Origin of the sequence: Paenibacillus sp. FSL R7-0345, from assembly GCF_038595055.1 — a bacterium.
Taxonomy (GTDB): domain Bacteria; phylum Bacillota; class Bacilli; order Paenibacillales; family Paenibacillaceae; genus Paenibacillus_AQ.
This window is the reverse complement of sequence record NZ_CP152002.1, coordinates 2,225,743-2,248,265: the sequence shown is the minus strand read 5'-3', so window position 1 is coordinate 2,248,265 and position 22,523 is coordinate 2,225,743. Positions and strand designations below refer to the sequence as shown.

Annotated in this window: 19 protein-coding genes; 5 read left to right on the top strand and 14 right to left on the bottom strand. The window is 52.6% G+C overall.

What is annotated here, in order from left to right; all coding sequences use genetic code 11:
* Positions 1-39: 39 nt before the first annotated feature.
* The 3 genes from NST84_RS09330 to NST84_RS09320 form a co-directional block, all read right to left on the bottom strand.
* Positions 40-699, bottom strand: a complete 660-nt coding sequence (locus tag NST84_RS09330; protein WP_342565315.1) for a class I SAM-dependent methyltransferase — start codon at positions 697-699, stop codon at positions 40-42.
* Positions 700-777: 78 nt separating this feature from the next.
* On the bottom strand, positions 778-1,800 hold the full coding sequence (locus tag NST84_RS09325; protein WP_342565314.1) for an SDR family oxidoreductase: 1,023 nt from the start codon (positions 1,798-1,800) through the stop codon (positions 778-780).
* A gap of 18 nt (positions 1,801-1,818) precedes the next feature.
* Positions 1,819-2,757 carry an aldo/keto reductase family protein gene (locus tag NST84_RS09320; protein WP_342565313.1) on the bottom strand — a complete coding sequence of 313 codons (939 nt, stop codon included), beginning with the start codon at positions 2,755-2,757 and terminating at the stop codon, positions 1,819-1,821.
* 396 nt (positions 2,758-3,153) lie between these two features.
* On the opposite strand from NST84_RS09320, the gene NST84_RS09315 reads away from it, so the two are divergent.
* A complete protein-coding gene (locus NST84_RS09315; protein WP_342565312.1) occupies positions 3,154-4,518 on the top strand; it encodes a tetratricopeptide repeat protein in 1,365 nt (454 codons plus the stop codon).
* Positions 4,519-4,596: 78 nt separating this feature from the next.
* On the opposite strand, the gene NST84_RS09310 is transcribed toward NST84_RS09315, so the two are convergent.
* Positions 4,597-5,304, bottom strand: coding sequence for a glycosyltransferase (locus tag NST84_RS09310; protein ID WP_342565311.1), 708 nt, complete (start codon positions 5,302-5,304; stop codon positions 4,597-4,599).
* Between the two features lie 129 nt (positions 5,305-5,433).
* Between NST84_RS09310 and secD the strand changes: the two genes are divergently transcribed.
* Positions 5,434-7,674, top strand: a complete 2,241-nt coding sequence (gene secD, locus NST84_RS09305; protein WP_342565310.1) for a protein translocase subunit SecD — start codon at positions 5,434-5,436, stop codon at positions 7,672-7,674.
* A 12-nt stretch (positions 7,675-7,686) separates the two neighbouring features.
* On the top strand, positions 7,687-10,059 hold the full coding sequence (secA, locus tag NST84_RS09300) for a preprotein translocase subunit SecA (protein ID WP_342565309.1): 2,373 nt from the start codon (positions 7,687-7,689) through the stop codon (positions 10,057-10,059).
* 109 nt (positions 10,060-10,168) lie between these two features.
* Here the strand turns inward: secA and NST84_RS09295 are convergent, their stop codons facing one another.
* The gene (locus NST84_RS09295) at positions 10,169-12,613 is read right to left on the bottom strand and encodes an S-layer homology domain-containing protein (protein WP_342565308.1); all 2,445 of its coding nucleotides are present in this window, start codon (positions 12,611-12,613) and stop codon (positions 10,169-10,171) included.
* Between the two features lie 328 nt (positions 12,614-12,941).
* Complete coding sequence (locus NST84_RS09290; protein ID WP_342565307.1) at positions 12,942-14,078, bottom strand: response regulator; 1,137 nt, start codon at positions 14,076-14,078, stop codon at positions 12,942-12,944.
* A gap of 390 nt (positions 14,079-14,468) precedes the next feature.
* Here NST84_RS09290 and NST84_RS09285 point away from each other — a divergent pair, with 390 nt between their 5' ends.
* Both NST84_RS09285 and NST84_RS09280 read left to right on the top strand, forming a co-directional pair.
* Entirely contained in the window at positions 14,469-15,011 is a 543-nt protein-coding gene (locus NST84_RS09285; protein WP_342565306.1) for an NADPH-dependent FMN reductase, read from the top strand.
* A gap of 174 nt (positions 15,012-15,185) precedes the next feature.
* Positions 15,186-15,398: a hypothetical protein gene (locus NST84_RS09280; protein ID WP_342565305.1), complete on the top strand. Its 213-nt coding sequence runs from the start codon at positions 15,186-15,188 to the stop codon at positions 15,396-15,398.
* 67 nt (positions 15,399-15,465) lie between these two features.
* Here the strand turns inward: NST84_RS09280 and NST84_RS09275 are convergent, their stop codons facing one another.
* The 8 genes from NST84_RS09275 to NST84_RS09240 all read right to left on the bottom strand — a co-directional run bounded on the left by NST84_RS09275 (position 15,466) and on the right by NST84_RS09240 (position 22,495).
* Positions 15,466-16,290, bottom strand: coding sequence for a protein kinase (locus NST84_RS09275; protein WP_342565304.1), 825 nt, complete (start codon positions 16,288-16,290; stop codon positions 15,466-15,468).
* Between the two features lie 108 nt (positions 16,291-16,398).
* Complete coding sequence (locus NST84_RS09270) at positions 16,399-16,968, bottom strand: manganese catalase family protein (protein WP_342565303.1); 570 nt, start codon at positions 16,966-16,968, stop codon at positions 16,399-16,401.
* Between the two features lie 33 nt (positions 16,969-17,001).
* Positions 17,002-17,271 carry a spore coat protein CotJB gene (locus NST84_RS09265; RefSeq protein ID WP_068720479.1) on the bottom strand — a complete coding sequence of 90 codons (270 nt, stop codon included), beginning with the start codon at positions 17,269-17,271 and terminating at the stop codon, positions 17,002-17,004.
* A 4-nt stretch (positions 17,272-17,275) separates the two neighbouring features.
* Positions 17,276-17,500: a spore coat associated protein CotJA gene (locus NST84_RS09260; protein WP_241781541.1), complete on the bottom strand. Its 225-nt coding sequence runs from the start codon at positions 17,498-17,500 to the stop codon at positions 17,276-17,278.
* Between the two features lie 183 nt (positions 17,501-17,683).
* Positions 17,684-19,042 carry a hemolysin family protein gene (locus NST84_RS09255; RefSeq protein WP_342565302.1) on the bottom strand — a complete coding sequence of 453 codons (1,359 nt, stop codon included), beginning with the start codon at positions 19,040-19,042 and terminating at the stop codon, positions 17,684-17,686.
* 18 nt (positions 19,043-19,060) lie between these two features.
* Positions 19,061-20,197 (bottom strand): radical SAM/CxCxxxxC motif protein YfkAB, encoded by a 1,137-nt coding sequence (gene yfkAB, locus NST84_RS09250; protein WP_342565301.1) that lies wholly within the window; start codon positions 20,195-20,197, stop codon positions 19,061-19,063.
* Between the two features lie 272 nt (positions 20,198-20,469).
* A complete protein-coding gene (locus tag NST84_RS09245) occupies positions 20,470-21,570 on the bottom strand; it encodes an HD-GYP domain-containing protein (protein ID WP_342565300.1) in 1,101 nt (366 codons plus the stop codon).
* 97 nt (positions 21,571-21,667) lie between these two features.
* Entirely contained in the window at positions 21,668-22,495 is an 828-nt protein-coding gene (locus NST84_RS09240; protein WP_342565299.1) for an undecaprenyl-diphosphate phosphatase, read from the bottom strand.
* Positions 22,496-22,523 lie beyond the last annotated feature (28 nt).

The window sequence follows — 22,523 nt, the reverse complement described above, 5'->3', positions numbered from 1 at the left end:
CGGATAGCTTCCATTATCTAAAAGAGTAAAAAGTCCCGGCTAGCTTTGCGCTTTCTTCAGCACTGCCCGGAAGCAGTTCAGTCCGCCCCACTGCTCTGTCCGCAGTGCATCCTCCGGCAGATTGAAATCCGTCTCCCCCCAATACTGGAAGCCCGCCTGCAGCAGCACGTCGTTCATCACCGGCAGATTAACGGTCGGATAATCGAAGGTCAGCACCAGCAGCCCCTCCCCGTTCAGGGTTCTGTGAAATTCCCGGACGGCAAGAACAGCTTCATTCAGCGACAAATGCTCCAGCACCGATATGCAAAAAATCGTATCAAAGCTCTCATCCGCATAAGGCAGCGAGGTGAGATCCGCCTGGGCGAGATGCAGGCTCTCTGTCCGTCTGGCCACAACCTGCCGGGCTGCCTCCACTCCGATATCGTCAGCGATCTCCCGGATGATGGCTTCCTTTGACAAAATCCGGGCATCAATATCGCAGGCATGTACCTCGTCACTGAAGCCGGCGAGATAGAACTTGAGCGGATGGGATATACCGCAGGCGGCATCCAGCACCACATCATGGGGTGAGACAAAGTTGGTACACCATTCATATTCATAAGGCCGGCTCCACCAGGACTCCGGCAAGTCATAAATCAGCTTGTCGCGGCGGGCATCGGAATGGACAAAAAAACGGGATACATAAGGATGTGTCGGCATGACCAGGACTCCTTTTTCACGGGTTTCGGTAGGTAGTGAGAGTATATTCACCATTCCCTGAATCATGCCATATCCGTGTTACACGTAGTAAGAGAGCAGCTTGGCATCAACGCCATGCCGGCTGATCAGCATGTCCAGCATTTTTGACCATTCCGTATCCACGGTGCAGAGCTGCGGCCGGGCTTCGAACCATTTAACAGACTGTCTGATCCCCTCGGCAAAAGAAACCGTTGCGCTGAACTCCGGCACCAGCCGCTTGAGCTTGCTGTTGTCGAATACGCTGCTCACCGCCTGGTCGCCAATCAGTCCGTCTGCTGTGCCCGCCGGTGTATGGGCGGCGATGAAATCGGTGGAAATGTGCACCACCTTGGGTTCTCTTCCCGCCGCCTCACCGATCGCCGCATAAATCTGGTTCCAGTTCAGCGACTCGTCGGAGGTGATATGGATGGCCTCCCCGATAGCTTCGGAATTCCCCAGCAGACCGATGAAGCCCTTGGCGAAGTCAGTATTGTGCGTCAGCGTCCAGAGTGAGGTCCCGTCACCATGGATGACCAGCGGCTGGCCTTTGCGGATGCGTTCCACCAGCGACCAGGGATGCTGCCAGCTGGTCAGTGCCGCCGGGATCGCCGTAACTCCATAAGTATGAGAAGGGCGGACAATTGTCACCGGGAAGGCGCTGGTACGGTGTGCTTCCAGCAGCAGCTCTTCGCAGGCTATTTTGTCACGGGAATATTGCCAGTAAGGATTGGCCAGCGGCGTTTCTTCTGTAATGAGGTAACTGCGCTGCGGCTTCTGATAGGCAGAGGCAGAGCTGATGAAGATATACTGCTTCGTCTTGCCGTTGAACAGCTCAATATCTGTCTGCACATGCTCCGGTGTGAATGCGATCCAGTCTACAACAGCATCAAATTCATAGCCCTTCAGCGCTTCCGCGGCACCTGCCGCATCACGGATATCTCCGCGGATAACCTCTGCCCCGTCAGGCACGAATTCACTGCGTTCCCCGCGGTTAAACAGATACAGCTCAATCCCCTGTTCGACTGCAAGCCCCGATACGGCCTGGCTGATTAACCCTGTGCCTCCGATAAAAAGTACCTTCATCTGTATCTGCTCCTCTCTTTAGTCCATAATTTCGGCAATACGTGACAAGACCTCATCGCCCAGTTCGACACCTGAAGCCTTCACATTCTCCTCTACCTGCTCCGGCCGGCTTGCGCCGACAAGGGCGCTTGCTACATTAGACTGGCGCAGAATCCAGGCGAGGGCCAGATTTCCGACAGAAATATCCAGCTCTGCTGCGATTTTGCCCAGCTCCTGCACCTTGGCAATTTTCTCTTCCGTAACCCCTTTACGCATCCACTCCAGCTTCGCGGCCCGGCTGCCTTCAGGAATCTCCCCTGCCGAGCTGTATTTGCCGGTCAGCAGGCCCTGGGCCAGCGGCGAGAAGACAACCTGTCCGATCCCTTTGCGCTCACCGAGCGGAATAACCTCTTTTTCTATATAACGTTCGAACATATTATAGATAGGCTGATTGACCACAATCCGGTCCAGCAGATACCGGTCAGCAACTGCCAGCGCCTCTGTCATCTGGGCAGCCGTCCACTCGCTTACGCCAACGTAGAGCACCTTGCCCTGACGGACCAGATCATCCAGTGTGCGCAGGGTCTCCTCAATAGGCGTCTCCGGATCATAACGGTGGCAGTACATAATGTCCACGTACTCCGCGCCCAGCCGCTTCAGGCTGGCATGGCACTGCTCCGTAATATGCTTGCGTGAGAGTCCCCGGTCATTCGGGCCGTCTCCCATAACGCCATAGACTTTAGTGGCCAGGACATAGGATTCGCGGGGAAATCCGCGCAGGGTCTCGCCCAGCAGCTTCTCGGCCGCACCCTTTTCATACACATTGGCTGTATCAAAAAAATTCACACCCGAACCGTAAGCGGTTTCAATCGCTTTAACAGCGTTTTCCCGTTCCACATATCCGCCGTACGTCAACCAGCTTCCCAGACTGATCTCACTAACCTTCAGCCCTGATCCGCCCAATCTGCGGTACTTCATTCCACACTTCTCCTCTCAGCATCCTCTTTATCCTGCCCTTATGTAACAAGCAGTAGTGCTTACAACATGTTATTCTAGACCAGTTTGGGATGAATATCTATCTGTTTGAAAAAATAGACCATGGCGCTTACTCTGTCCGATACATTTCCCCGGCCGGCAGAAGTACATTCCGGCTGTCCGCAAACCTCCTCCTCTATCATTTTTGATTGTGTCAAATAGGTGAACCCTTATATAATAGAAACAGTTACAGCATAAACACACAGCTTAAATAATGTATAATTTGTCCAAAAAGAGACTTCCTCTCTATTAGAAATTATCTTTGATAATCATTAAACATTATATTATCTATGATAAATCACACTATTGATCATCATCTTCCAGGAGAGGACTACCACTATGAGCAGCCCGCGATTGCTAATTGCAAGCCCTGTACGGCAAAAGCCGGAAATTCTCAGCCTGTTTCTGCATTCCCTTGGCAGGCTGGATACAACCGGTCTGGAAGCGGACTATATGTTCGTCGATGATAATACAGACCCGGCCTCCTCCAGACTCCTGCGGCAGTTCGCCAGACGGGCGGGCGGAGCTGTAACAATCGTTCCACCCCCGGAGGAAGGAGCCGCTGCCTACCTTCGTGATGATGACAGCCACCGCTGGCCGGAGGCCGCTGTCTGGAGGGTCGCGGCGATGAAGGATCAGATTCTGCAGGCAGCCGTCGACGCAGAGTATACGCATGTCTTTCTTGCCGATTCCGATTTGCTGTTCCATCCGCAGACGCTTATAGCACTGCTGGACAGCGGCAAGGAGCTTGTATCGGCTATATTTTGGACCCGGTGGCAGACAGATACAATGGAGATGCCGCAGGTATGGCTGCACAGTGAATACGGCCAGCATCCGCTAATCAGGCGCGAGGAGCCATCGCCCCAGCAGTGCCGGAGTCAGGTACAGCAATTCTATGCGAAGCTGCGCCGGCCCGGTTTGTATGAGGTCGGCGGCCTCGGAGCCTGCACGCTCGTAAGCCGGCAGGCACTGCTGCAAGGCGTGCGGTTCGCGGAAATCCCCAATCTCGGCTACTGGGGCGAGGACCGCCATTTCTGTGTCCGTGCTGCTGCACTCGGGCTGCAGATGTTTGTTGAAACGGCCTATCCTGCCTATCATATCTACCGAAGCTCGGATCTGGCCGGCTGTTCTGCGTTTCTTGAAGCCTGTAACCAGACGGCACCAGCGGCAGCCTCGGACCTTGACATAGCCCTGGAATATATTCACTACGGGTATGATGAGGCTGCAGCTCAGAGGCTTGAGCAGTTTTTTAAGGAGAATCAGGGAACCGAGGATGAACAGGTTACCGCCCTGCTGGAGCTAGATGCCTGTTACGGCAGACTCGGAGATACAGAAAAGGGCCGCGACCTGCTCACCCAAGCTGCAGCCAGCTCCAGCCGGGCCGAGCTCAGCTTTAGACTCGGCGCCAAATGGATGGATCAGCAGGCTTGGGAGGAAGCGATCCGCTGGCTCAAGCAGGCGCTCGCCGCACCTCGTCCGGATCACTGGGAAACCTTGACTGGTAAAGATGCCTGGACCTGGAAGCCCTGCATTCAGCTATGCGTCTGTTACAGCAGGCTCGGCAGCTGGCAGACAGCATACGAATACAACGAGCAAGGGCTTATTTATAATCCGGATCATCCGGTTTTACTTCATAACCGCAGCGCTTTGCTGGACAAGCTCGGCCGCGCTGAGCTGCGGTCTGCCATCGAAGAAACCGGCTAGGACCGAACGGCCGGAAAGAACAAAAAGGCTGTCTCCGGCTCTAAGCCGGAGACAGCCTTTTATAGACAGCACGAAGAATCAGTCTTCCCATTCCACCAGCCGGGGCTCCGGATCGAGGATGGAGTGATACTGGGCAAGACTGCCGTTCATTCCATCCGGATCAAGCTCCATGTAGCGCCGGTGCTTGCTGACACGGTCCTCTGCCCTGGCCCAGCCCAGATGCTTCAGACGGAGCCCGGATATTTCATTGTGAAGCCCATATATATTTTCGGGAAAACGTCCGCAGTGCTGACTGGTTTCACGCCAAGTATATTGGTAGCCCGGCTCATAACGGAGCAGGAACGGACGGTAATAATGGTGTGCCTGCCAGTACGCATCATCCCTGTAGGCTGACATAGTCCAAAAATCATAAAGGCGGAAGGAATACAGATATACGCCGTCCCTGGATATAAGAGATTCCACCTGCCCGTCAAAGGCATCCTCAAACCACTCATCCGCATCCAGATTCAGGATCCAGTCCGGCTTAACGGCAACGGTCTCCTCCCATTGCTGGCGGCGCAGTTCAATTTCATTGCTGAACCGTGAGGCCTGATTCCGGATCAGTTTGACTTCTATTCCCTGAAGCATTTCCAGGCATAGCTCCGGGGTTCCGTCTGTACTGCCGTCATCAATAATAACGGCATCACTGATATAATGCCTATGGCGTTCCAGGGCATGCCTGAGGTATCGTCCCTGTTCATTGCGGACAACCATGGAAAGGGTAAGACGCGGTTTGGCGCTGCTCAAGAAACCACCTTCATTTCTTTTGTTATGAATGATCATCCAGACAGCCTTTACTATAGCAGCAAAACAATAAAATTTGAAGGATCGCAGCCGGAAACGGCTTTATGGCTTTATACGGGAGGAACCTGCAGCGTGACGATAAACCGCAAACGGATATTTGCTTTTACAGCAACGGTAATCATTCTTTGTACTATTATAGCAGCAACCATTCCCCGGGTTCTGGAGGAGGTCCGGCTCGGGCTTGACCTGAAGGGCGGGTTCGAGGTGCTGTATGAAGCTCAGCCGCTTAAGCCCGGTGGTGTAATTACGCCAGAGAGTCTCCGGCAGACAGCCGCCAGTCTGGAAAAAAGAGTTAACGCACTCGGTACCTCCGAGCCTGAAATCTGGACAGAGGGCACGAACCGGATACGCGTCCGCCTTCCGGGTGTAACTGACGAGCAGCATATCAGAGAGCTGCTCGGCAAACCGGCCGAACTGACGGTAGTTGGTCCAGACGGTTCACTTGAGCTTCGCGGAGATGACTTTGTCGAGGGGGAAACGCTGGCAGTACGCGATGAATTAGGCCATCCGGGTGTCCTCGTCACACTGAAAAACCCGGATAAGCTCAAGGAAATGTCAACCCGCCTGCTGAACCGGCAAATCCGGTTTGAACTGGACGGGGAGCTGCTTACGGATCCGTTCGTCCAGGCGGTCATGACGAACGGACAAATGCGGATTGTCGGCGCTTTCTCACAGAAAGAAGCTTCTGAGCTTGCAGACATCATTAATATGGGGGCACTGCCTCTGAAGCTGAATGAGAAGCTCAACCAGACCATCGGTGCCTCTCTCGGGCAGGAGGCCTTAACACAAACACTGCGGGCTGCAGCAATCGGCTCCATTGTGGTGCTGCTGTTTATGCTGATCTTTTACCGGCTGCCCGGATTGATCGCTTCCTTCACCCTGATCACCTACGGCTGGATGCTGCTGATCTGCTTCAATCTGGTCCAGGCGGTCATGACCCTCCCGGGCATAGCCGCCTTTGTGCTCGGCGTCGGGATGGCCGTTGACGCTAACATCATTACCTATGAGCGGATTAAGGAGGAGCTCCGTACCGGCAAAAGCCTCCCGTCCGCGCTTACAGCCGGCTCCCGCCATTCCTTCAGGACCATTATGGACTCCAATGTAACGGCACTGATCTCTGCCATCTGTATGTTCTCACTCGGCTCGGGAGCCATTAAAGGATTTGCTGTAACCATGATTCTGAGCATTGTGCTGAGCATCCTTACCAATGTGTATTTCTCCCAGTGGCTGCTCCGCCAGCTTGGCCGCTCCGGCCGGCTGCAAAACAGCAGATGGTACAGTGTGAAGCCGTCTGAAATCCATACATTCGGTGCGCATGAAGCACATGAGGTTACAGCCTCTCACCGGAGCTTTAATTTTACAGGATCGCGCAAATGGTTCTACGCCTTTTCCGGTGTGCTGTCGGTCATTGGCATCGCCAGCCTGCTGATTCAGCAGGTGAATTACGGCGTCGATTTCCGTGCAGGCACCTCACTTGATATTCAGCTCTCGCAAAGTATCACGCAGCCGCAGGCAGAGAGCATCATCCGTGAAGCCGGGTTTCAGCCTGCAGTAGTCACCATCGGCGGAGAAGCTGCAGACCGGGTGTCACTGCGCTTTAATGAGACCTTTCCGCCTGACAGCGGAAACGCCTCGATTATCGGTAATGCTCTGACAGCCCGGATAGGCGGTACAGCCAGTCTTGAGGAGAACACCGTTGATCCGGATATCGCCAGGGAGTTCGCCAAGAAGGCCGGCCTGGCAGTAGCACTTTCCTGTCTGGCTATACTGGTATACGTCGGTCTGCGCTTTGAAAAAAGATTTGCCTTTGGCGCTATTATTGCCCTGCTCCATGATGTGTTCGTTGTAATCACTATATTTTCTATCTTTCAGCTTGAAATCAATCTTCCGTTTATCGCAGCAATGCTGACTATTATCGGCTATTCCATCAATGATACTGTGGTCATCTTCGACCGGATCCGCGAGAACCTGAAGGGCGGTGTCCCCCGTGACCGTATGCAGCTGGAGCATATCGTAAATACAAGCATTAACCAGACATTGCTCCGCTCGGTAAATACATTTTTATGCGTACTCTTTGCCTCTGCGGCCATTCTGTTCTGGGGCAGTGAGTCGATCCGGCTGTTTTCCCTGGCAATGACGCTGGGTCTAATTACAGGCGTGTACTCCTCTGTATGTATAGCCAGCCAAATGTGGCTGTCCCTGACGCTGCGCAAGCTTAGCCGGGAAGAACGGAATGCCGTAGATGATACCGATCCGTACCGGATGTCTGCATTGCAACTGGAATATGAGGATGCCGATGAACCGGCACGTTAAGGAGGAACAGCGATGCTGCGACAAGTTCAGCAGATATTTAATCATAAGGATTGGGAGTTAAACAGGCTCAGCCGGATTATTGAAAGTATGGATAGAATAGCTCCGGAGATTATGGCGCTTAGTGACGACGGGCTTAGAGCCCGGACCGCTGTGTTCCGCACACGGATTAATAACGGCGTGCCGCTGTTCGAGCTTTTGCCAGAAGCCTTTGCTGTTGTGCGCGAAGCAGTCTGCCGGGTGCTGGAACTCACCCTCTATGATGTGCAGCTTCTGGCAGGTGCAGCTCTGTTTGAAGGCGATATTGCGGAGATGAAGACCGGTGAAGGAAAGACCTTAGCTAGTATTCCGGCCGGCTATGTTCATGCCCTGACTGGCAAAGGTGTTCATATTGTTACAGCCAATGAGTATCTGGCCGTCCGGGACAGCACCCAGCTTCAGGCCGTGTACCAGTTCCTGGGTCTTTCCGTCGGCTGTACGCTGAACGGCATGAGCCGGGAGCAAAAGCGCAGGGCTTACGCCTGCGATCTCACTTACGGCACTGCAAGTGAATTCGGCTTCGATTATCTGCACGACCACTTGTCACTGCACAGCGAACAGCTGATCCAGCGCCCGCTCTATTATGCAATGATTGATGAGGTAGACTCCATTCTCATTGATGAAGCCCGGACCCCGCTGGTTATCTCCGGCAGAGGACAGCGTCCTTCTATGCTGTACTACCGGATGAACCGCTTTATTCTACCGCTTAAGGAAGGCTTTGATTTCAGCGTTGACCTGAAGGCTAGAACCCTTACCCTGACCGAACTCTGCGTCCGGAAGACCGAGCGTGAATTCATGATCGATAACCTGTTTGATCCCGAGCATTCCCTGATTCACCACCATCTCATTCAGGCACTCAGAGCCCATCACCTTATCAGACGTGATATCGAATATATCGTCAAGGATAATACTATTCAGCTTATAGACCCTAATACCGGGCGCCTGATGCCCGGCCGCAGATACAGTGACGGTCTCCATCAGGCGATCGAAGAAAAGGAAGGGCTGCATGTCGGCACGGAGATGGTTACCAGGGCAGCGATGACCCTCCAGCATTATTTTGCCGGATATCCGAGGCTTGCCGGAATGACCGGAACTGCCGTTACAGAGCATAATGAATTCCGTCAGGTCTACGGGCTGCATGTCGTCCGGATTCCGACCCGTCTGCCCTGCATCCGCACTGACCTGGAGGATTTTGTCTATCTGACCGAAGCTGCCAAGAACAGTGCAATCCTCTCCGAGGTACTTGAACGGCATGCCAACGGCCAGCCTGTCCTGATCGGAACCGTCTCTATCGAGAGATCGGAAAAATTATCGGCGCTTCTGCAGGAGGCGGGCATTCCGCACCGGGTGCTGAATGCCCGCCGGCATGCTGAGGAAGCCGAAATCATTGCCGGGGCAGGCCGGAAGGGTGCGGTTACGATCGCTACTAATATGGCGGGCAGAGGTACCGATATTCAGCTTGGGGAAGGCTCCGCCGATGCCGGCGGATTACATGTCATCGGAACAGAGCGGCATGAGAGCCGTCGGATCGATTACCAGCTGCGGGGACGTTCAGGCCGGCAGGGAGACCCGGGCTCCAGCCGTTTCTTCCTGTCGCTGGAGGATTCTCTGTTCCAGCGCTTCGGTTCGGATTCGCTTAGCCGCAAAATGCTGAAATTGGGCCATGATGAAAACAGTCCGCTTGAAGGCAGGCTCGTCAGCCTGAGCATTGAATCCGCACAGCATATAGTTGAAGGAATCCATTATGACACGCTGCTGCATGTCATTCAGTATGATGATGTAATAAACCGGCAGCAGAAGCTGATCTACCGGGACCGGGAAGAAGTTCTGTTAAGCCGGACCGACGGAAGTCTGGTCAGGACTATGCTGGAGCAATGGTGCAGGGATCTTATTAGTCTGCACTGTCCTGTTGAAGAAGTACCCGAGGAATGGAAGCTTGAGGTGCTGCAATCCGCCGTGAATCCCTTGCTTGATTCCGGCTTGCAGGTAGATACAACGGATTTGCGGGGGATGGACCAGCCGCAGCTGCAATCATGCCTCACAGAGCGATTGAGCGAAGCTTACCGCAGAAAAGAAGCCGCGGTCGGCAGCTTCGCAATGCGCAATCTCGAGAAGTTCATCATCCTGAGTCAGGTGGACCGTAATTGGATGGAGCATCTCGATGCAATGGACCAGCTCCGGGAGGGCATTCATCTGCGGGCTTATTCCGGCAACGATCCGTTCCAGGAGTATCAGTACGAGGGACATGAGATGTTTCTCGCCATGATCCGCAATATCGGGGAAGCCGTATGCAGGGAGCTGCTCCAGGTTAAGATCTCGCCGGCGCTGCACTCCGGCACGGAAGGCTGATTGACCCGGTATAACACAATTAACGAAAAAGGGCAGCCGCACACCGGAATGAACCGGAGCGGCTGCCCTTCTCTTTTTATAAAGCAGATCTTTTCTATTAACTGCTCACTTAGATCGGAGGTGTGCCCGGTCCGATATAAATGACATTCATCGATGCCCCGTCTCCGGGTGTCAAAGTAGCAGCTCCCAGCAAATTGTATAATTGCAGCTCCAAAGTATCACCAGCGTACAATTGAACAATAAATCCGTTATTGAATTGCGATCTGCTATCGTTAGGATTAATTACACTCGCATTGATCTGTATCCCGTTTCGCATCACCCTCGAGCTGACCAATAAGGCGGTATTCAAATTTATATCATATTGAATATAGTAGGTTCCGGCAGTGTTAATTGTAAAAGTACTGTTGCTGAAGCTGACAGCAGAGCTTTGTGTGTCAATTAACAGCGGCACACGGGTACCGCCAAGTACAACAGCAATAGTTCCGCCTGAAGCGACCCCACTGGCGTACCCGCTCCCTCCTTCTGGTCCTGTAACTCCCGCCGGACCCGTTACACCTGTGGCCCCGGTTGCCCCGGTTGCCCCGGTTGCCCCGGTTACTCCTGTTGCTCCATTCACACCTGTCGCTCCTGTTACTCCCGTCGCTCCAGTTACCCCTGTCGCTCCAGTTACTCCCGTCGCTCCTGTTACTCCCGTCGCTCCAGTTACCCCTGTCGCTCCAGTTACTCCCGTCGCTCCTGTTACTCCCGTCGCTCCTGTTACCCCTGTCGCTCCAGTTACTCCCGTCGCTCCAGTCACACCTGTCGCTCCAGTTACCCCCGTCGCTCCAGTTACCCCTGTCGCTCCAGTTACTCCCGTCGCTCCAGTCACACCTGTCGCTCCAGTTACTCCCGTCGCTCCAGTCACACCTGTCGCTCCAGTTACCCCCGTCGCTCCAGTCACACCTGTCGCTCCAGTTACCCCCGTCGCTCCAGTTACTCCCGTCGCTCCAGTCACTCCCGTCGCTCCAGTTACTCCCGTCGCTCCAGTCACTCCCGTCGCTCCAGTTACTCCCGTCGCTCCAGTTACCCCTGTCGCACCGGTTACTCCCGTCGCTCCAGTTACTCCCGTCGCTCCAGTTACTCCCGTCGCTCCAGTCACTCCCGTCGCTCCAGTTACCCCCGTCGCTCCTACCGGTCCGGTTGCTCCTGTCGCACCCGTTTCGCCCGTCGCTCCTACCGGTCCGGTTGCTCCTGTCGCACCCGTTTCGCCCGTCGCTCCTACCGGTCCGGTTGCTCCTGTCGCTCCCGTTTCACCCGTCGCTCCTACCGGTCCGGTTGCTCCTACCGGTCCGGTTGCTCCTGTCGCTCCCGTTTCACCCGTCGCTCCTACCGGTCCGGTTGCTCCTGTCGCACCCGTTTCACCCGTCGCTCCTACCGGTCCGGTTGCTCCTGTCGCACCCGTTTCGCCCGTCGCTCCTACCGGTCCGGTTGCTCCTGTCGCACCAGCTGTTCCATCACTTCCTGCGGGTCCGGTTGCTCCTGTTGCGCCTATCGGACCTTGAGAACCAGGGTTACCGCCGGAGCCCGTTGCCCCTGTTGCCCCAGTCGGGCCGGCAGGTCCGGTTGCGCCTGTCGCACCTGTTGCGCCAGTTTCGCCTTTGACTGCAAGCTGGGCGAGCTGGGCCTTAATCTGCGGCAAGGAAACAGTCTGACTCGTTACTTCAATCATCGCCAGACCGCTTGCATCAGAAACAAGCGATACAGGCTGTCCAACCTTAAGCTGCGAAAGATTAATCGCTGCAGCGTTAAGTCCATAGACCGCCAACCCTTCGGTCAGACTGTAGGTCGTCTTGACACCATCAGTATCAATTACAAGACGGTCGGCCGTAATCTCACTAATTACGCCATATTTTACCTTTTGGGCTACAGGAGAGGTTTCATCCAGTGCCAGATAAGGCAGTGAGGCGTTAAGTATTTTGGCCATCTGGGCGCGGGTTACATTCTGCAGAGGCTTGAACTCATTATCCGGAAAACCGTTCACGATTTTCAGCTCGGTTGCGACATGAATGGCATTTACAAGATTGGCTGAAGCATTACCGATATCAGTGAAGGGCGAAGAATCCGCAGTCAACCCGCTGATCTGGTTTGCAGACTGTATGCCGCGGACAACAAGCTCTGTAACGGTTTCACGGCTGGCCGAAGCTCTTCCCCAGCCTGGACCCAGATCGTCTTGGTCAAGCAGCCCAAGATCAATAGCAAGCTTGATATAAGACTGTGCCCACTCATCAGCCGGGTAACCGCTCACCCCCGCAGACAGCTGGCTGTCCAACCCCATCAGCCGGATCATCATGATAACCGTTTCCTGATTGGTTACATTGTCCTGGGGGGCAAAGGTGCTGTCGCCGCGGCCCTCAATGACTTCCAGCAGGTTCATCTGTGTGATCTGCTTTTCAGCCCATTTCACATGCTGCAGATCAGTAAAGCTTGCTTTGGCAGCAGCGGCTGCCTGAGCTGCACTGGACAGGAACAGGCTGAAGCTGAGACCGGTCATAATTGCTTTTTTCTTGTCTTTCAAAAGAATCCCCCGTTCAAAATGTGAATGTTTTTCGATAACCGTTATTTAAGGATATGTGATAATTGTTACTGCTCAATAGGTATTCAACCACTACAATTAACTGATAGGTTTTGATTCGATATTTTTTTGCAGCAGATAATACCCCTGTCGAAAAATGTATACACTGTTTAAATGTATCATCGGACTATGGACATTTTCTGGACATTTTCCGACAGTTTTTTTGTTTGCTTCAGGATATAATAATTGCTTTCCGCGCCGAGATTCTTTAAAGCACCGCACAAATACACCTTCCACTAAGGAAAGGTGTTTTCTTTTTACACATATACGGTTATAGCTTGTACAGCATATCGTTATACAGCTGTCTGACTGACTCTCTCGGCTCAAGCCCAAGCTCCTGATTAAGCAGTTCTTTCATAGAATGATAATGACGAATCAGGCTAATCCGGTCCTTCTGCCGGAAATACAGGTCAAGCAGCTGTTCATGCGCTTCTTCGTCAAGCGGAGCATGCTGCAGCAGCTTCCCGATACGCTGGATTGCCTCCTCCAGTCTCTCCTCCCGCGCATAGTAACTGTACAGCCTTTTTGACAGCTTAATATAGAAGCCCAGCATTTCCTCTCGTTTGGAGATGCTCCACAGATAATCTGAGTCGGCAAATAAATCCCCGGTGTACAGCTCCAGCACCCGTTCATAATGAAGAGCATTCGCTGAATCTACATGCATATTCCCTCTGACAAAATCTTCGAATTCCCAGACATCCCCTGTAGCCCGGTCAAGCGCCATCCGGTATCTTCCGCTTTTAAATTGAATATCTGCATCAATCCCTGTTGTTTTCAATGCTTTCTTCAATTTATACATGGTGGTGTGCAGATTAGACTGGGCCTGTTCTTCGCTGCAGTCCGGCCAGAGCGCCTGAATGATCTGCCCCTTGTGCACATCGGACAACCCTTTCAGAAACAGGAAGGACATCAGCTCCTTCGTCTTGGAGGTTCTCCATTTCACTTCCTCTTCCATGCCGGATGTATTCAGCAGCTTCAGCCCGCCGAAGCCGACAATCCGTGTTTCCTGCTGATAAGTCACCTTAGTCTCAAGCGCTTCCCTCAGCAGCATTCTCTTCTGAAGCCGGGTAAGCGCGCGGTTCAGCTGTTCAGAAATCAAGGGCTTCAGCAGATAATCTACGGCTTCCACTTTAAAAGCATCTACGGCATACGATGGATGGGCGGTTACATAAATAATATTCAGCTCTCCGCATAGCTCCAGCAATACCAATGCCAGCTCCACCCCGTTCATCCCCGGCATTTCCATATCCAGAAACACGGCATCCGGCTTCAGATCCGCAATCTCCCGTATAGCATCCGAAGGCCTACGGAAAGCACCGATCACTTCGATACGCCCGTCCTTTAGCAGCATGTTGCCCAATAAATCAAGCGAAGGCTTTTCGTCGTCGATGATTACCACTCTTATCATAATTTTCCCCCAGTGTACATCTTGCTGTAAAAACCTGCCCTTGCTGCGGCGGATACGCTTAGTACTTTCGAGCTGCTCTAACATCATATAATTGTATTGAATACATAGATCGTTAAGGTGAAATCATATATAAATTACAACCGGCCGAAAATTACTTAAATTTCAAAATAAACATTCAGGCTATTAGTTTATCACGAAGCGTTTTGCCTGTAAATCCGCTTCCAAAAGCTTAACCGGCAGGATTAATGCTCATGTTTCAGCTCAATCTATCTGAATCAAAAAAATATTTTAGTTTCAATTTTTCACTTGCTTTATAAAAGTAATATGCTATAATAAATTTCATAAAGATCAACACGAATTCCAATACATTAAACTTAGGAGGAATTTCAAATGACAACATTGAACATCGGGATTATTTTGGGAAGCACACGCCAGGGCCGGGTAAGCCCGCAGGTCGGAGAATGGGTCAAAGGCATTGCAGACGCACGCGGAGACGCCAACTATGAGATTGTAGATATTGCTGACTTCAAACTTCCGCTGCTGGGGGAAAGCGACGATTATGCCCCTGCTGCAGCCTGGGCAGCTAAACTGGCTACACTGGACGGTTTTGTGTTTATCGCCCAGGAATATAACCACAGCATTACCGGGGCACTCAAGAATGCGCTTGACTCCGCCCGTGATGAATGGAACAACAAGGCTGCCGGGATTGTCAGCTACGGTTCGGCAGGCGGCGCGCGTGCGGCTGAGCATTTGCGCGGAATCCTCGGCGAACTGCAGGTAGCCGACGTCCGGGTACATCCGCTCCTTTCCCTTTTCACTGACTTCGAGAACGGCACAGTCTTCAAGCCGGCTGATCTGCACACCGCCAACGTCAATGCGATGCTGGATCAGGTACTGGCCTGGAGCGGTGCCTTGAAGACACTGCGCAAGTAATTCCTATAAATACAGCCAACAGCCGCTTCCGGCCGGAAGCGGCTGTTGGCTGTTCTAAACATCGTTAAATGAAAAAAACCTCATGAAACCTTAATGTAGTCAAGGCGTACTAAAGGGTAATTATAGAGTAAACTTATATTATAAGCTGAATATATCTTTTAAGGAGGACACAAGATGCTAAGAAAATTACTTGGTAAAGTGTTACATTCTGTAGAGCATTCCAGGCCGGGCGGACACCGCAAATATTCGAGCAGTCACAAAGGGAGGCCTCTTTACGGCAGACATTCAAGCAGCAGCCGCAGCTATAAGCGGTACTCGTCATCCGATGCGCACCGCGGCGGAAGCGGCCACAAATATTATAAAAACCGTTACGGCAGCTCAAGCTAAACGTCTGCTGACGGAATTGCCTAAAAGGCGCCTTCCTGATCAAGCTGAAGGCGCCTCCTTTTTGATATTACAGCAGGCTCTGATATAGAGCTGCAGCCTCCCGTACAAAGTCCGATGTACCCGGATAAGGCTCAGCCTGCTCTCCAAGCAGCCGGCTGAGGAGCCGCAGCATTTCCGGCGATACATTCAGCTCTTCCCGCCAGCTCCGCTCTGCGGTTCCCCGTTCAGGCTCGTAAGCGGAATACAGCATGAACAGCATCAGCTGGCCCATATCATACAGATCCGAGGCAATCACCGGCGGCATCCGCTCCGGCAGCTGATCGGCATCAATGGCTCTCTGCACACTTGCCTCGTCCGGCTCTTCAATTACTCTGGCCAGGCCAAAATCAATCAGATACAAGTCATCCTCCCGCAGAATAACATTAGGAATCCGCAGATCCAGATGGACATACCCGCGCGAATGAACATGCCTGACCAGCTCCGCCAGCTTTAAAATAACAGCCAGACATTCCCGTTCCCCGTAGATGATCTTGTCATCAAATATAAGATCCTCCAGTGTTTTTCCCGTTATATAATCACTGATCAGCCAGTTTGAGCCCTTAAACTCCAGATAATCCCGGCAGGCGGGGATCTTCGGATGATCCATGGACTGCAGGATGCTGTACTCCTTCTCAAGCAGGATCCGGCCCGCCGCCTTCTTACTTGGCCTGGACTGCTTCAGCGCATAGAGCTCCCCGTCTGCTGTATCACGGCAGCAATAGGTAAGCCCGTAGCTTCCCTCTCCAAGCAGATGCTGTATTTCATAACGGCCGCCGATCAGCTTTCCCTCCGTGAACGGGTAATCCTGCCAGGCCCGGATGAATCCGCGCCAGCGTTCCCGCACCAACACCATATTTCTCCAGCTCCCGTCTGTCCCGATATGGAACAAGGTTATCATACCAGAGCTGTACGCGCCAAATACACCGGCATTAAGATGCCGGTGCAGCAGGCGTTACCCTAATCAGAAAATTCTTTTCTTGTCCTTCTCCTCCATCAGGATCTGCACGGATTCCCTAAACCGGATCGCATGAATAATTTCCCGCTCACGCAGGAATTTCAGGCTGTCCTGCAGGTCTACATCATCCGTCATGTCAATCAGCCACTGGTATGTAGCCCGGGCCTTTTCCTCGGCAGCAATGTCTTCATACAGGTCAGCGATTGGATCTCCCTTCGCCTGGATATAGCTGGCAGTCCATGGAACTCCGGCCGAGTTCTGGTAGAACAGGGCATGATCACGCTGTGCATAGTTCGGCCCTAAACCGGCCGCTTCCAGCTCCTGCACAGATGCATCCTTGGTCAGCTTGTAGATCATCGTGGCGATCATTTCGAGGTGGGCAAATTCCTCTGTCGAAATATCGTTAAGCACACCGATTACCTTATCCGGAATCGAATACCTCTGATTCATGTATCGCAGCGCTGCAGCCAGTTCCCCGTCAGCGCCTCCGTACTGCTCCATCAAGTAACGTGCCATCCTTACATCGCACTTACTGACACGGACCGGGTACTGCAGCTTCTTTTCATAAATCCACATCCGGGAGCCTCCCTCCTAATCGTTGTATTGACGCTACACTTGCCAAGGCCATGGGCTCTGGTTCCATTCCCACGGACATTTGGAATACGCCCGCCCGAAGTTCTGCAGCGGCCCGTACAGCTCCTGAAACTGATTGGCCAGCCGGGTCCGCTCCTGGGTCAGCTGATTAAACTGCTCAATTGCCTTTAAATCCTCCGGATGGGTATTCAGATACAGATTCAGCTCGACCAGTGCAAAATCGAGCACCTGCAGCTGCTCCAGCATTTCATAATAACGCGGCTCACATGCATTTGGCTGCTCCATCGGCCTAGATGCCCCCTTTCCCTTTTCCGGCTTTGGATTCGTAAGGACTGTAGAAGGCGGGCCATAATGTCCCTGCCCTCAGGGCTTCCGGCAGCGGATACTGCGGCAGGCCCGGCGGCTGGAAGTTAATATACTGGTTCGGCGGCACAACGTACGTTTTGAACGGCACCGGCGGGCAAGGATCAAACGGTCCGCGGTAAGTGGCCCATACACGCTCCTGGGAGTTCAATAGTGTTCCCCTCCTCATTGGCTGATAGCTTATTCCTGCTATTATCTCCGTAGCTATTTTATGATGCTACACCACTCAATCAGAACGCATACGCAAAATAAACCGCACCGCCGCATCTGGTCAAAGACCTGAGTGCAGCAGTACGGTTTATTCCATGGGCTCCAGCTTCATCCCGAGGCTTCGCTATTCCTTGTCCTCCTCACCAGCGCCGTCTGTCTCTTCCGACTCCGGCGGATTCTTCCGGTGGATGTTGATTCTTGTAATACGCAGGCGGGTCGACTCCTCCACCTCAAAGCTCACATCGCCAACAACAATGCTTTTACCTTTCGACGGGTTTCCCTCCAGCTCCTTGAACAGCCAGCCACCAATGGAATCAACCTCTTCATCTTCAATGATGACTCCGGTCAGGTCATTGACATCCTCAATGAGCATCCGCCCGTCGACCGAGATATATTCCCCGCTCTGCTCAACATCCGGGCGCTCATTCTCGAACTCGTCATGCAGATCGCCGACGATTTCTTCAAGAATATCCTCGGCAGTCAGCAGACCGGCCGTTCCGCCGTATTCATCGACCACCAGCGTCAGCTGGGCTTTGTTCTTCTGCATCAGCCGCAGCGCATGGCTGATCTCCATCGATTCCGGAACATTCAGGATCGGGCGTACCAGCGATGCCAGATCATTCTGCTGATCCAGCGGAGCGAACAGCAGGTCGGTAATGTGAACAAAGCCGATAATCCGGTCTTTATCCTCATTGGCTACAGGATACCGGGAATGCTTGGTGTCCGTAATAATCCGCATATTCTCTTCCACCGAAAGATTGCTGTATAGCACATCCATATCGGTGCGCGGCAGCATGACCTCACGGGCCAGCAAATCCGAGAATTCAAAAATATTATCCATCAGCTTCATCTCATCCTGATCAATGACCCCGCTTTTCGCACTCTGGTTCATCAGAATGCGGATTTCTTCCTCTGAGTGGGCAGCTTCGGCTTCACTGGCCGGCTCTACGCCAACCAGTCTCAGAAGCGCATTTGCCGAGGCATTCAGAATCCAGATGAACGGAAGGAACAGATTGTAAAAGAACATCAGCGGTGCCGACAGCAGCAGCGCAGAGCCTTCCGTTTTTTGAATAGCCAGGGATTTCGGGGCAAGCTCCCCAAGTACAATATGTAAAAAAGTAATAATGGAAAATCCGATGACCACGGACACCGTAGAGATTAATGTATGGTCGGTAACCCCGAGCTGAAACATCAGCGGCTCAACCAGCAGCTCCGAAATCGCCGGCTCCCCGATCCAGCCGAGTCCGAGTGAGGCCAGCGTAATTCCGAACTGGGTGGCGGACAGGTATGCATCGAGCTTCTTGTTAACCTTCAGCGCATATCCGGCCATTTTATTCCCTTCACTCACCAGCTGGGTCAGACGGGATTGTCTGACCTTTACCAGCGAGAATTCTGCTGCAACAAAGATACCGTTTAACAAGACAAGCACCAGAACAATCAACAGATTAAGCAGTAAGCTTCCTATATCAAATTCCGTATGCACAATAACAACGCCTCGATTCTACAGAGTGATCGCCTTTCTGGATTTGAAATCGACCTTTGGATAGTACATATCTGCAACCAGCAGATTGGGTCCGCAGCAGCCTGCAGCGTCACAGAAGCAGTTCACCTTCTGGTTCAGCGGATGACTGTTCTGCCAGTCGGCGAAGATATCATCCAGCCTGCTTGTACCAATGTTGCCAAATGCCGAAATATCGGCAAAATCCGTTACAAACACATCGCCGGTAAACATGTTCACATTTACCCTGTTCCGTCCGTCAGGATCATTGCGCAGTGTCACATTCTTTTCTGTCCGCAGTCTGCGCAGCAGCTTCTGATCCTCTTCAAGCGAGCTGCAGGCAAAAAACGGAAGCGTGCCGAACAGCATCCACATCTCCGGATCACGGGCATCCAGCAGGGAATGAATCGCATCGCTCATCTCCTTCAGCGATAATACCGGCAATGAAGCGGCAAAGCTCGACGCGTACATCGGATGTACCTCATGCCGTTTCGCTCCCATGTCACCAATCAGCTTATGAATTTGCGGCAGCTTATTATGAGTCCGGTAATTGATCATGGATTCTGCCGAGATCAGCATCCCGTCCTCACTGAGCCGGCGCGAATTATCAATCATCGTCTCATACAGCCGGTATGCCGCTTCCCTGGCGACAGGATGCCCGCTGTTCGCAAAGCCTACCTCATGGAAGTCATCGCCGTTCACATAGTTGAACGAGATATGCATAACGTCCAGGTAAGGCAGCAGCTTCTCGTACCGGGCATACGGCATGGTCAAATTGGAATTGATCTGTGAACGGATACCCCGTTCATGCGCGTACTTCAGCAGCGGCACAATCATATTATCTACCGTAGAAGCCCGAAACATCGGCTCCCCTCCGGTAATACTGATGGTCTGCAGATGCTCCACTTCGTCCAGACGTTTCAGCATGTTCGAAAGCGGCAGCATGTCCCCTTCCTTCATAGTCAGGCTATCGCCGACCGCACAGTGCTCACAGCGCATATTGCACAGATTGGTAACCGTCATCTCCACACTGGTCAATACATGCCGTCCATGCTGGCGCAGTGAGGTAATCGGATCCCACGGATCATAGCTTGGCGACAGTTCCCTTATTGTTCTTGATGAAGGTTCTAATATATTCATTTTTGCTTGCTCCTTTAATGCGTATTCCTTATTATTAACCCAAATAAATGAAAAAGATAGGCAACTTACCCTTTATCATACCACGCCCGGCTAAAAACCTGCACACTCTGAAACTCCGGAAGCCGGGTCACCCCTAAAACCGCTGCTAACGAAAAACAGCGGGACGATAGCAGGCATGATCAGGCCGCAATGCTGCGGCTGCCCGTTATTCGCTCCTCGCTGCTAAGAGGCAGGGCGCTTCATGCGAAGCCTCCTGCTGCCATTTCGGTCCTTCAATCAGGCCCGGATTGCCCGTCATTGTCCGTGACATCGGAAATGACTACGGATAGCGCCGTACCCAGATCAAGCTCATACGGCGTAACCTTTTCCCCGTCCTGACCTGTAAACACCCGTACTACGGGCCTGTGCGGGATGCTGGGATCAATCTTGACCACAACGCCGCTTTCACCTGTACTCAGCTTGACTGTCAGTCCGAGCGGATAGATCGCCACGCGGTCCCGGAACAGCTCCAGCTGCTTCTGCTCATATAATGTACCGGAGCCGACATACAGCGCTTCAACCGCCTGATGGGGCAGCATCGCCTTTTTGTAGATCCGGTTAGAGGTCATTGCATCATAAGAATCAGCGACACCCAGCCATTTGGCATATTCATGAATCTGCGGACCGGTCAGCCCGCGCGGATAGCCCGAGCCGTCAATACGCTCATGATGCTGCAGTGCGCAGTGTGCAGCCAGCAGCGGGATGTTCGGCTCATCCTTGAGAATCCGGTAGCCGATTTCCGTATGGGCCTGCATATGGCGGAATTCCTCGTCGCTCAGCATCCCGGGCTTCTGGACGATTTTGACCGGAATCTGGGTTTTGCCAATGTCATGCAGCAGCGAGCCGAGACCAATCACCCGCAGCTCTTCCCTGCTGTAACCATGAGCAATGCCAAGCACCAGTGTATAGAGACATACGTTAAGCGAGTGAACATACAGGTAATTATCTGCCGTGTGCATATCGGCCAGCATAATCATCGGATCTTCCTGGGAGATCATATCATCCAGTATGGAATCCATGACCTTGGAGAACTTTTTGTCCAGATGATAAAAGCCTTTGGTAATGCTTGATGTGGTGGACATCTCCTGGAACTGGTTGCGGATTACTTTGAGCGCCTGGTTGCGCGTTTCATCATGCAGCATTGTGGTAATTACGACATCATCTGTGTCAGCGTCTTTTATATAAACATAGCCGATGTCGATCTTAGCCAGCCGCTTAATTAACGCATCCGTTAGTTCTATCCCGTCAGCGAGCAGAACCAGTCCTTCATCATTATAAATCTTTTTGCCGAGCTTCATCCCCGCCTGAAGCCGATTCACGGATACTAAACGCACCTTTGGCTCACTCCTGCCTTTAACGGTAAATTACTGTTTATGTTTCTAAAGCTACAATTGCACCCTGTGTCTATACCGTTATCTTCACGAACCCGGATTAACGCATAATAAACAGCCAGAAAACAGCTGCCAGTATAAAGCGGTAAATGGCAAAATGCGTCGGTCTGATCTTCTGGATCAGCTTCATGAACAATACCACCACCACATAAGCGACCACAAAAGCAATCACAAAGCCGATCGCGAAATCCCAAATGGTATCCTTCGTGAAATATTTGTAAGAATCCAGCAGCTCATAACCGGATGCGGCGCACATAATCGGTATGGCAATGAGGAAGGAAAAGTCGGCAGACGCCTTGTAGCTTACCCCGCTCAGCATACCGCCTGAAATCGTTGATCCCGAACGGGAGAATCCCGGCCAGAGCACCGAAATAATCTGATAAAGACCGATGGCCAGCGCCTGTCCGTAGGACAAATCATCCAGCTCATGCGCCGTGACACGCGATTTGCGCTTGTTCCACCATTCCGCCACAATCATCAGAATCCCGCCGGCAACGAGCGCCCAGAGCACTGTAGTCGCTCCAAACAGGCCTTTAATAAAGTCCCGGGCAAAAAAAGCCACAGCCAGCGCCGGAGCTATTCCGAGAATCACGTGGATCAGATTAAGCCTGGAGGCCGGCATGACGCCGCCTCTGACCCGGTTGCTCCGTCCGATGCCGAGCAGATCCAGCACCCGCTTGCGGTAGACCAGCGCAATGGCCAGAATGGCGCCGAGCTGAATCACGATTTCATACGTCTTCATAATCGGCGACTGCTCATCAAAGCCAAGCAGCTTGGTGGTAAGGATCATATGCCCGGTAGAAGATACCGGAATAAATTCGGTAATTCCTTCTACTATAGCAAGAATTATTGCTGTAATTGTATCCATAGCTTCCTCCTGATCTTGAAAAATAAAA

What these genes read in the sequence shown, in the direction of transcription:
- NST84_RS09330 (WP_342565315.1), bottom strand. Translation starts at nt 699, where the DNA reads ATGCCGACACATCCTTATGTATCCCGTTTTTTTGTCCATTCCGATGCC.
- NST84_RS09325 (WP_342565314.1), bottom strand. Translation starts at nt 1,800, where the DNA reads ATGAAGGTACTTTTTATCGGAGGCACAGGGTTAATCAGCCAGGCCGTA.
- NST84_RS09320 (WP_342565313.1), bottom strand. Translation starts at nt 2,757, where the DNA reads ATGAAGTACCGCAGATTGGGCGGATCAGGGCTGAAGGTTAGTGAGATC.
- NST84_RS09315 (WP_342565312.1), top strand. Translation starts at nt 3,154, where the DNA reads ATGAGCAGCCCGCGATTGCTAATTGCAAGCCCTGTACGGCAAAAGCCG.
- secA (WP_342565309.1), top strand. Translation starts at nt 7,687, where the DNA reads ATGCTGCGACAAGTTCAGCAGATATTTAATCATAAGGATTGGGAGTTA.
- NST84_RS09290 (WP_342565307.1), bottom strand. Translation starts at nt 14,078, where the DNA reads ATGATAAGAGTGGTAATCATCGACGACGAAAAGCCTTCGCTTGATTTA.
- NST84_RS09285 (WP_342565306.1), top strand. Translation starts at nt 14,469, where the DNA reads ATGACAACATTGAACATCGGGATTATTTTGGGAAGCACACGCCAGGGC.
- NST84_RS09280 (WP_342565305.1), top strand. Translation starts at nt 15,186, where the DNA reads ATGCTAAGAAAATTACTTGGTAAAGTGTTACATTCTGTAGAGCATTCC.
- NST84_RS09275 (WP_342565304.1), bottom strand. Translation starts at nt 16,290, where the DNA reads ATGGTGTTGGTGCGGGAACGCTGGCGCGGATTCATCCGGGCCTGGCAG.
- NST84_RS09270 (WP_342565303.1), bottom strand. Translation starts at nt 16,968, where the DNA reads ATGTGGATTTATGAAAAGAAGCTGCAGTACCCGGTCCGTGTCAGTAAG.
- NST84_RS09265 (WP_068720479.1), bottom strand. Translation starts at nt 17,271, where the DNA reads ATGGAGCAGCCAAATGCATGTGAGCCGCGTTATTATGAAATGCTGGAG.
- yfkAB (WP_342565301.1), bottom strand. Translation starts at nt 20,197, where the DNA reads ATGAATATATTAGAACCTTCATCAAGAACAATAAGGGAACTGTCGCCA.
- NST84_RS09240 (WP_342565299.1), bottom strand. Translation starts at nt 22,495, where the DNA reads ATGGATACAATTACAGCAATAATTCTTGCTATAGTAGAAGGAATTACC.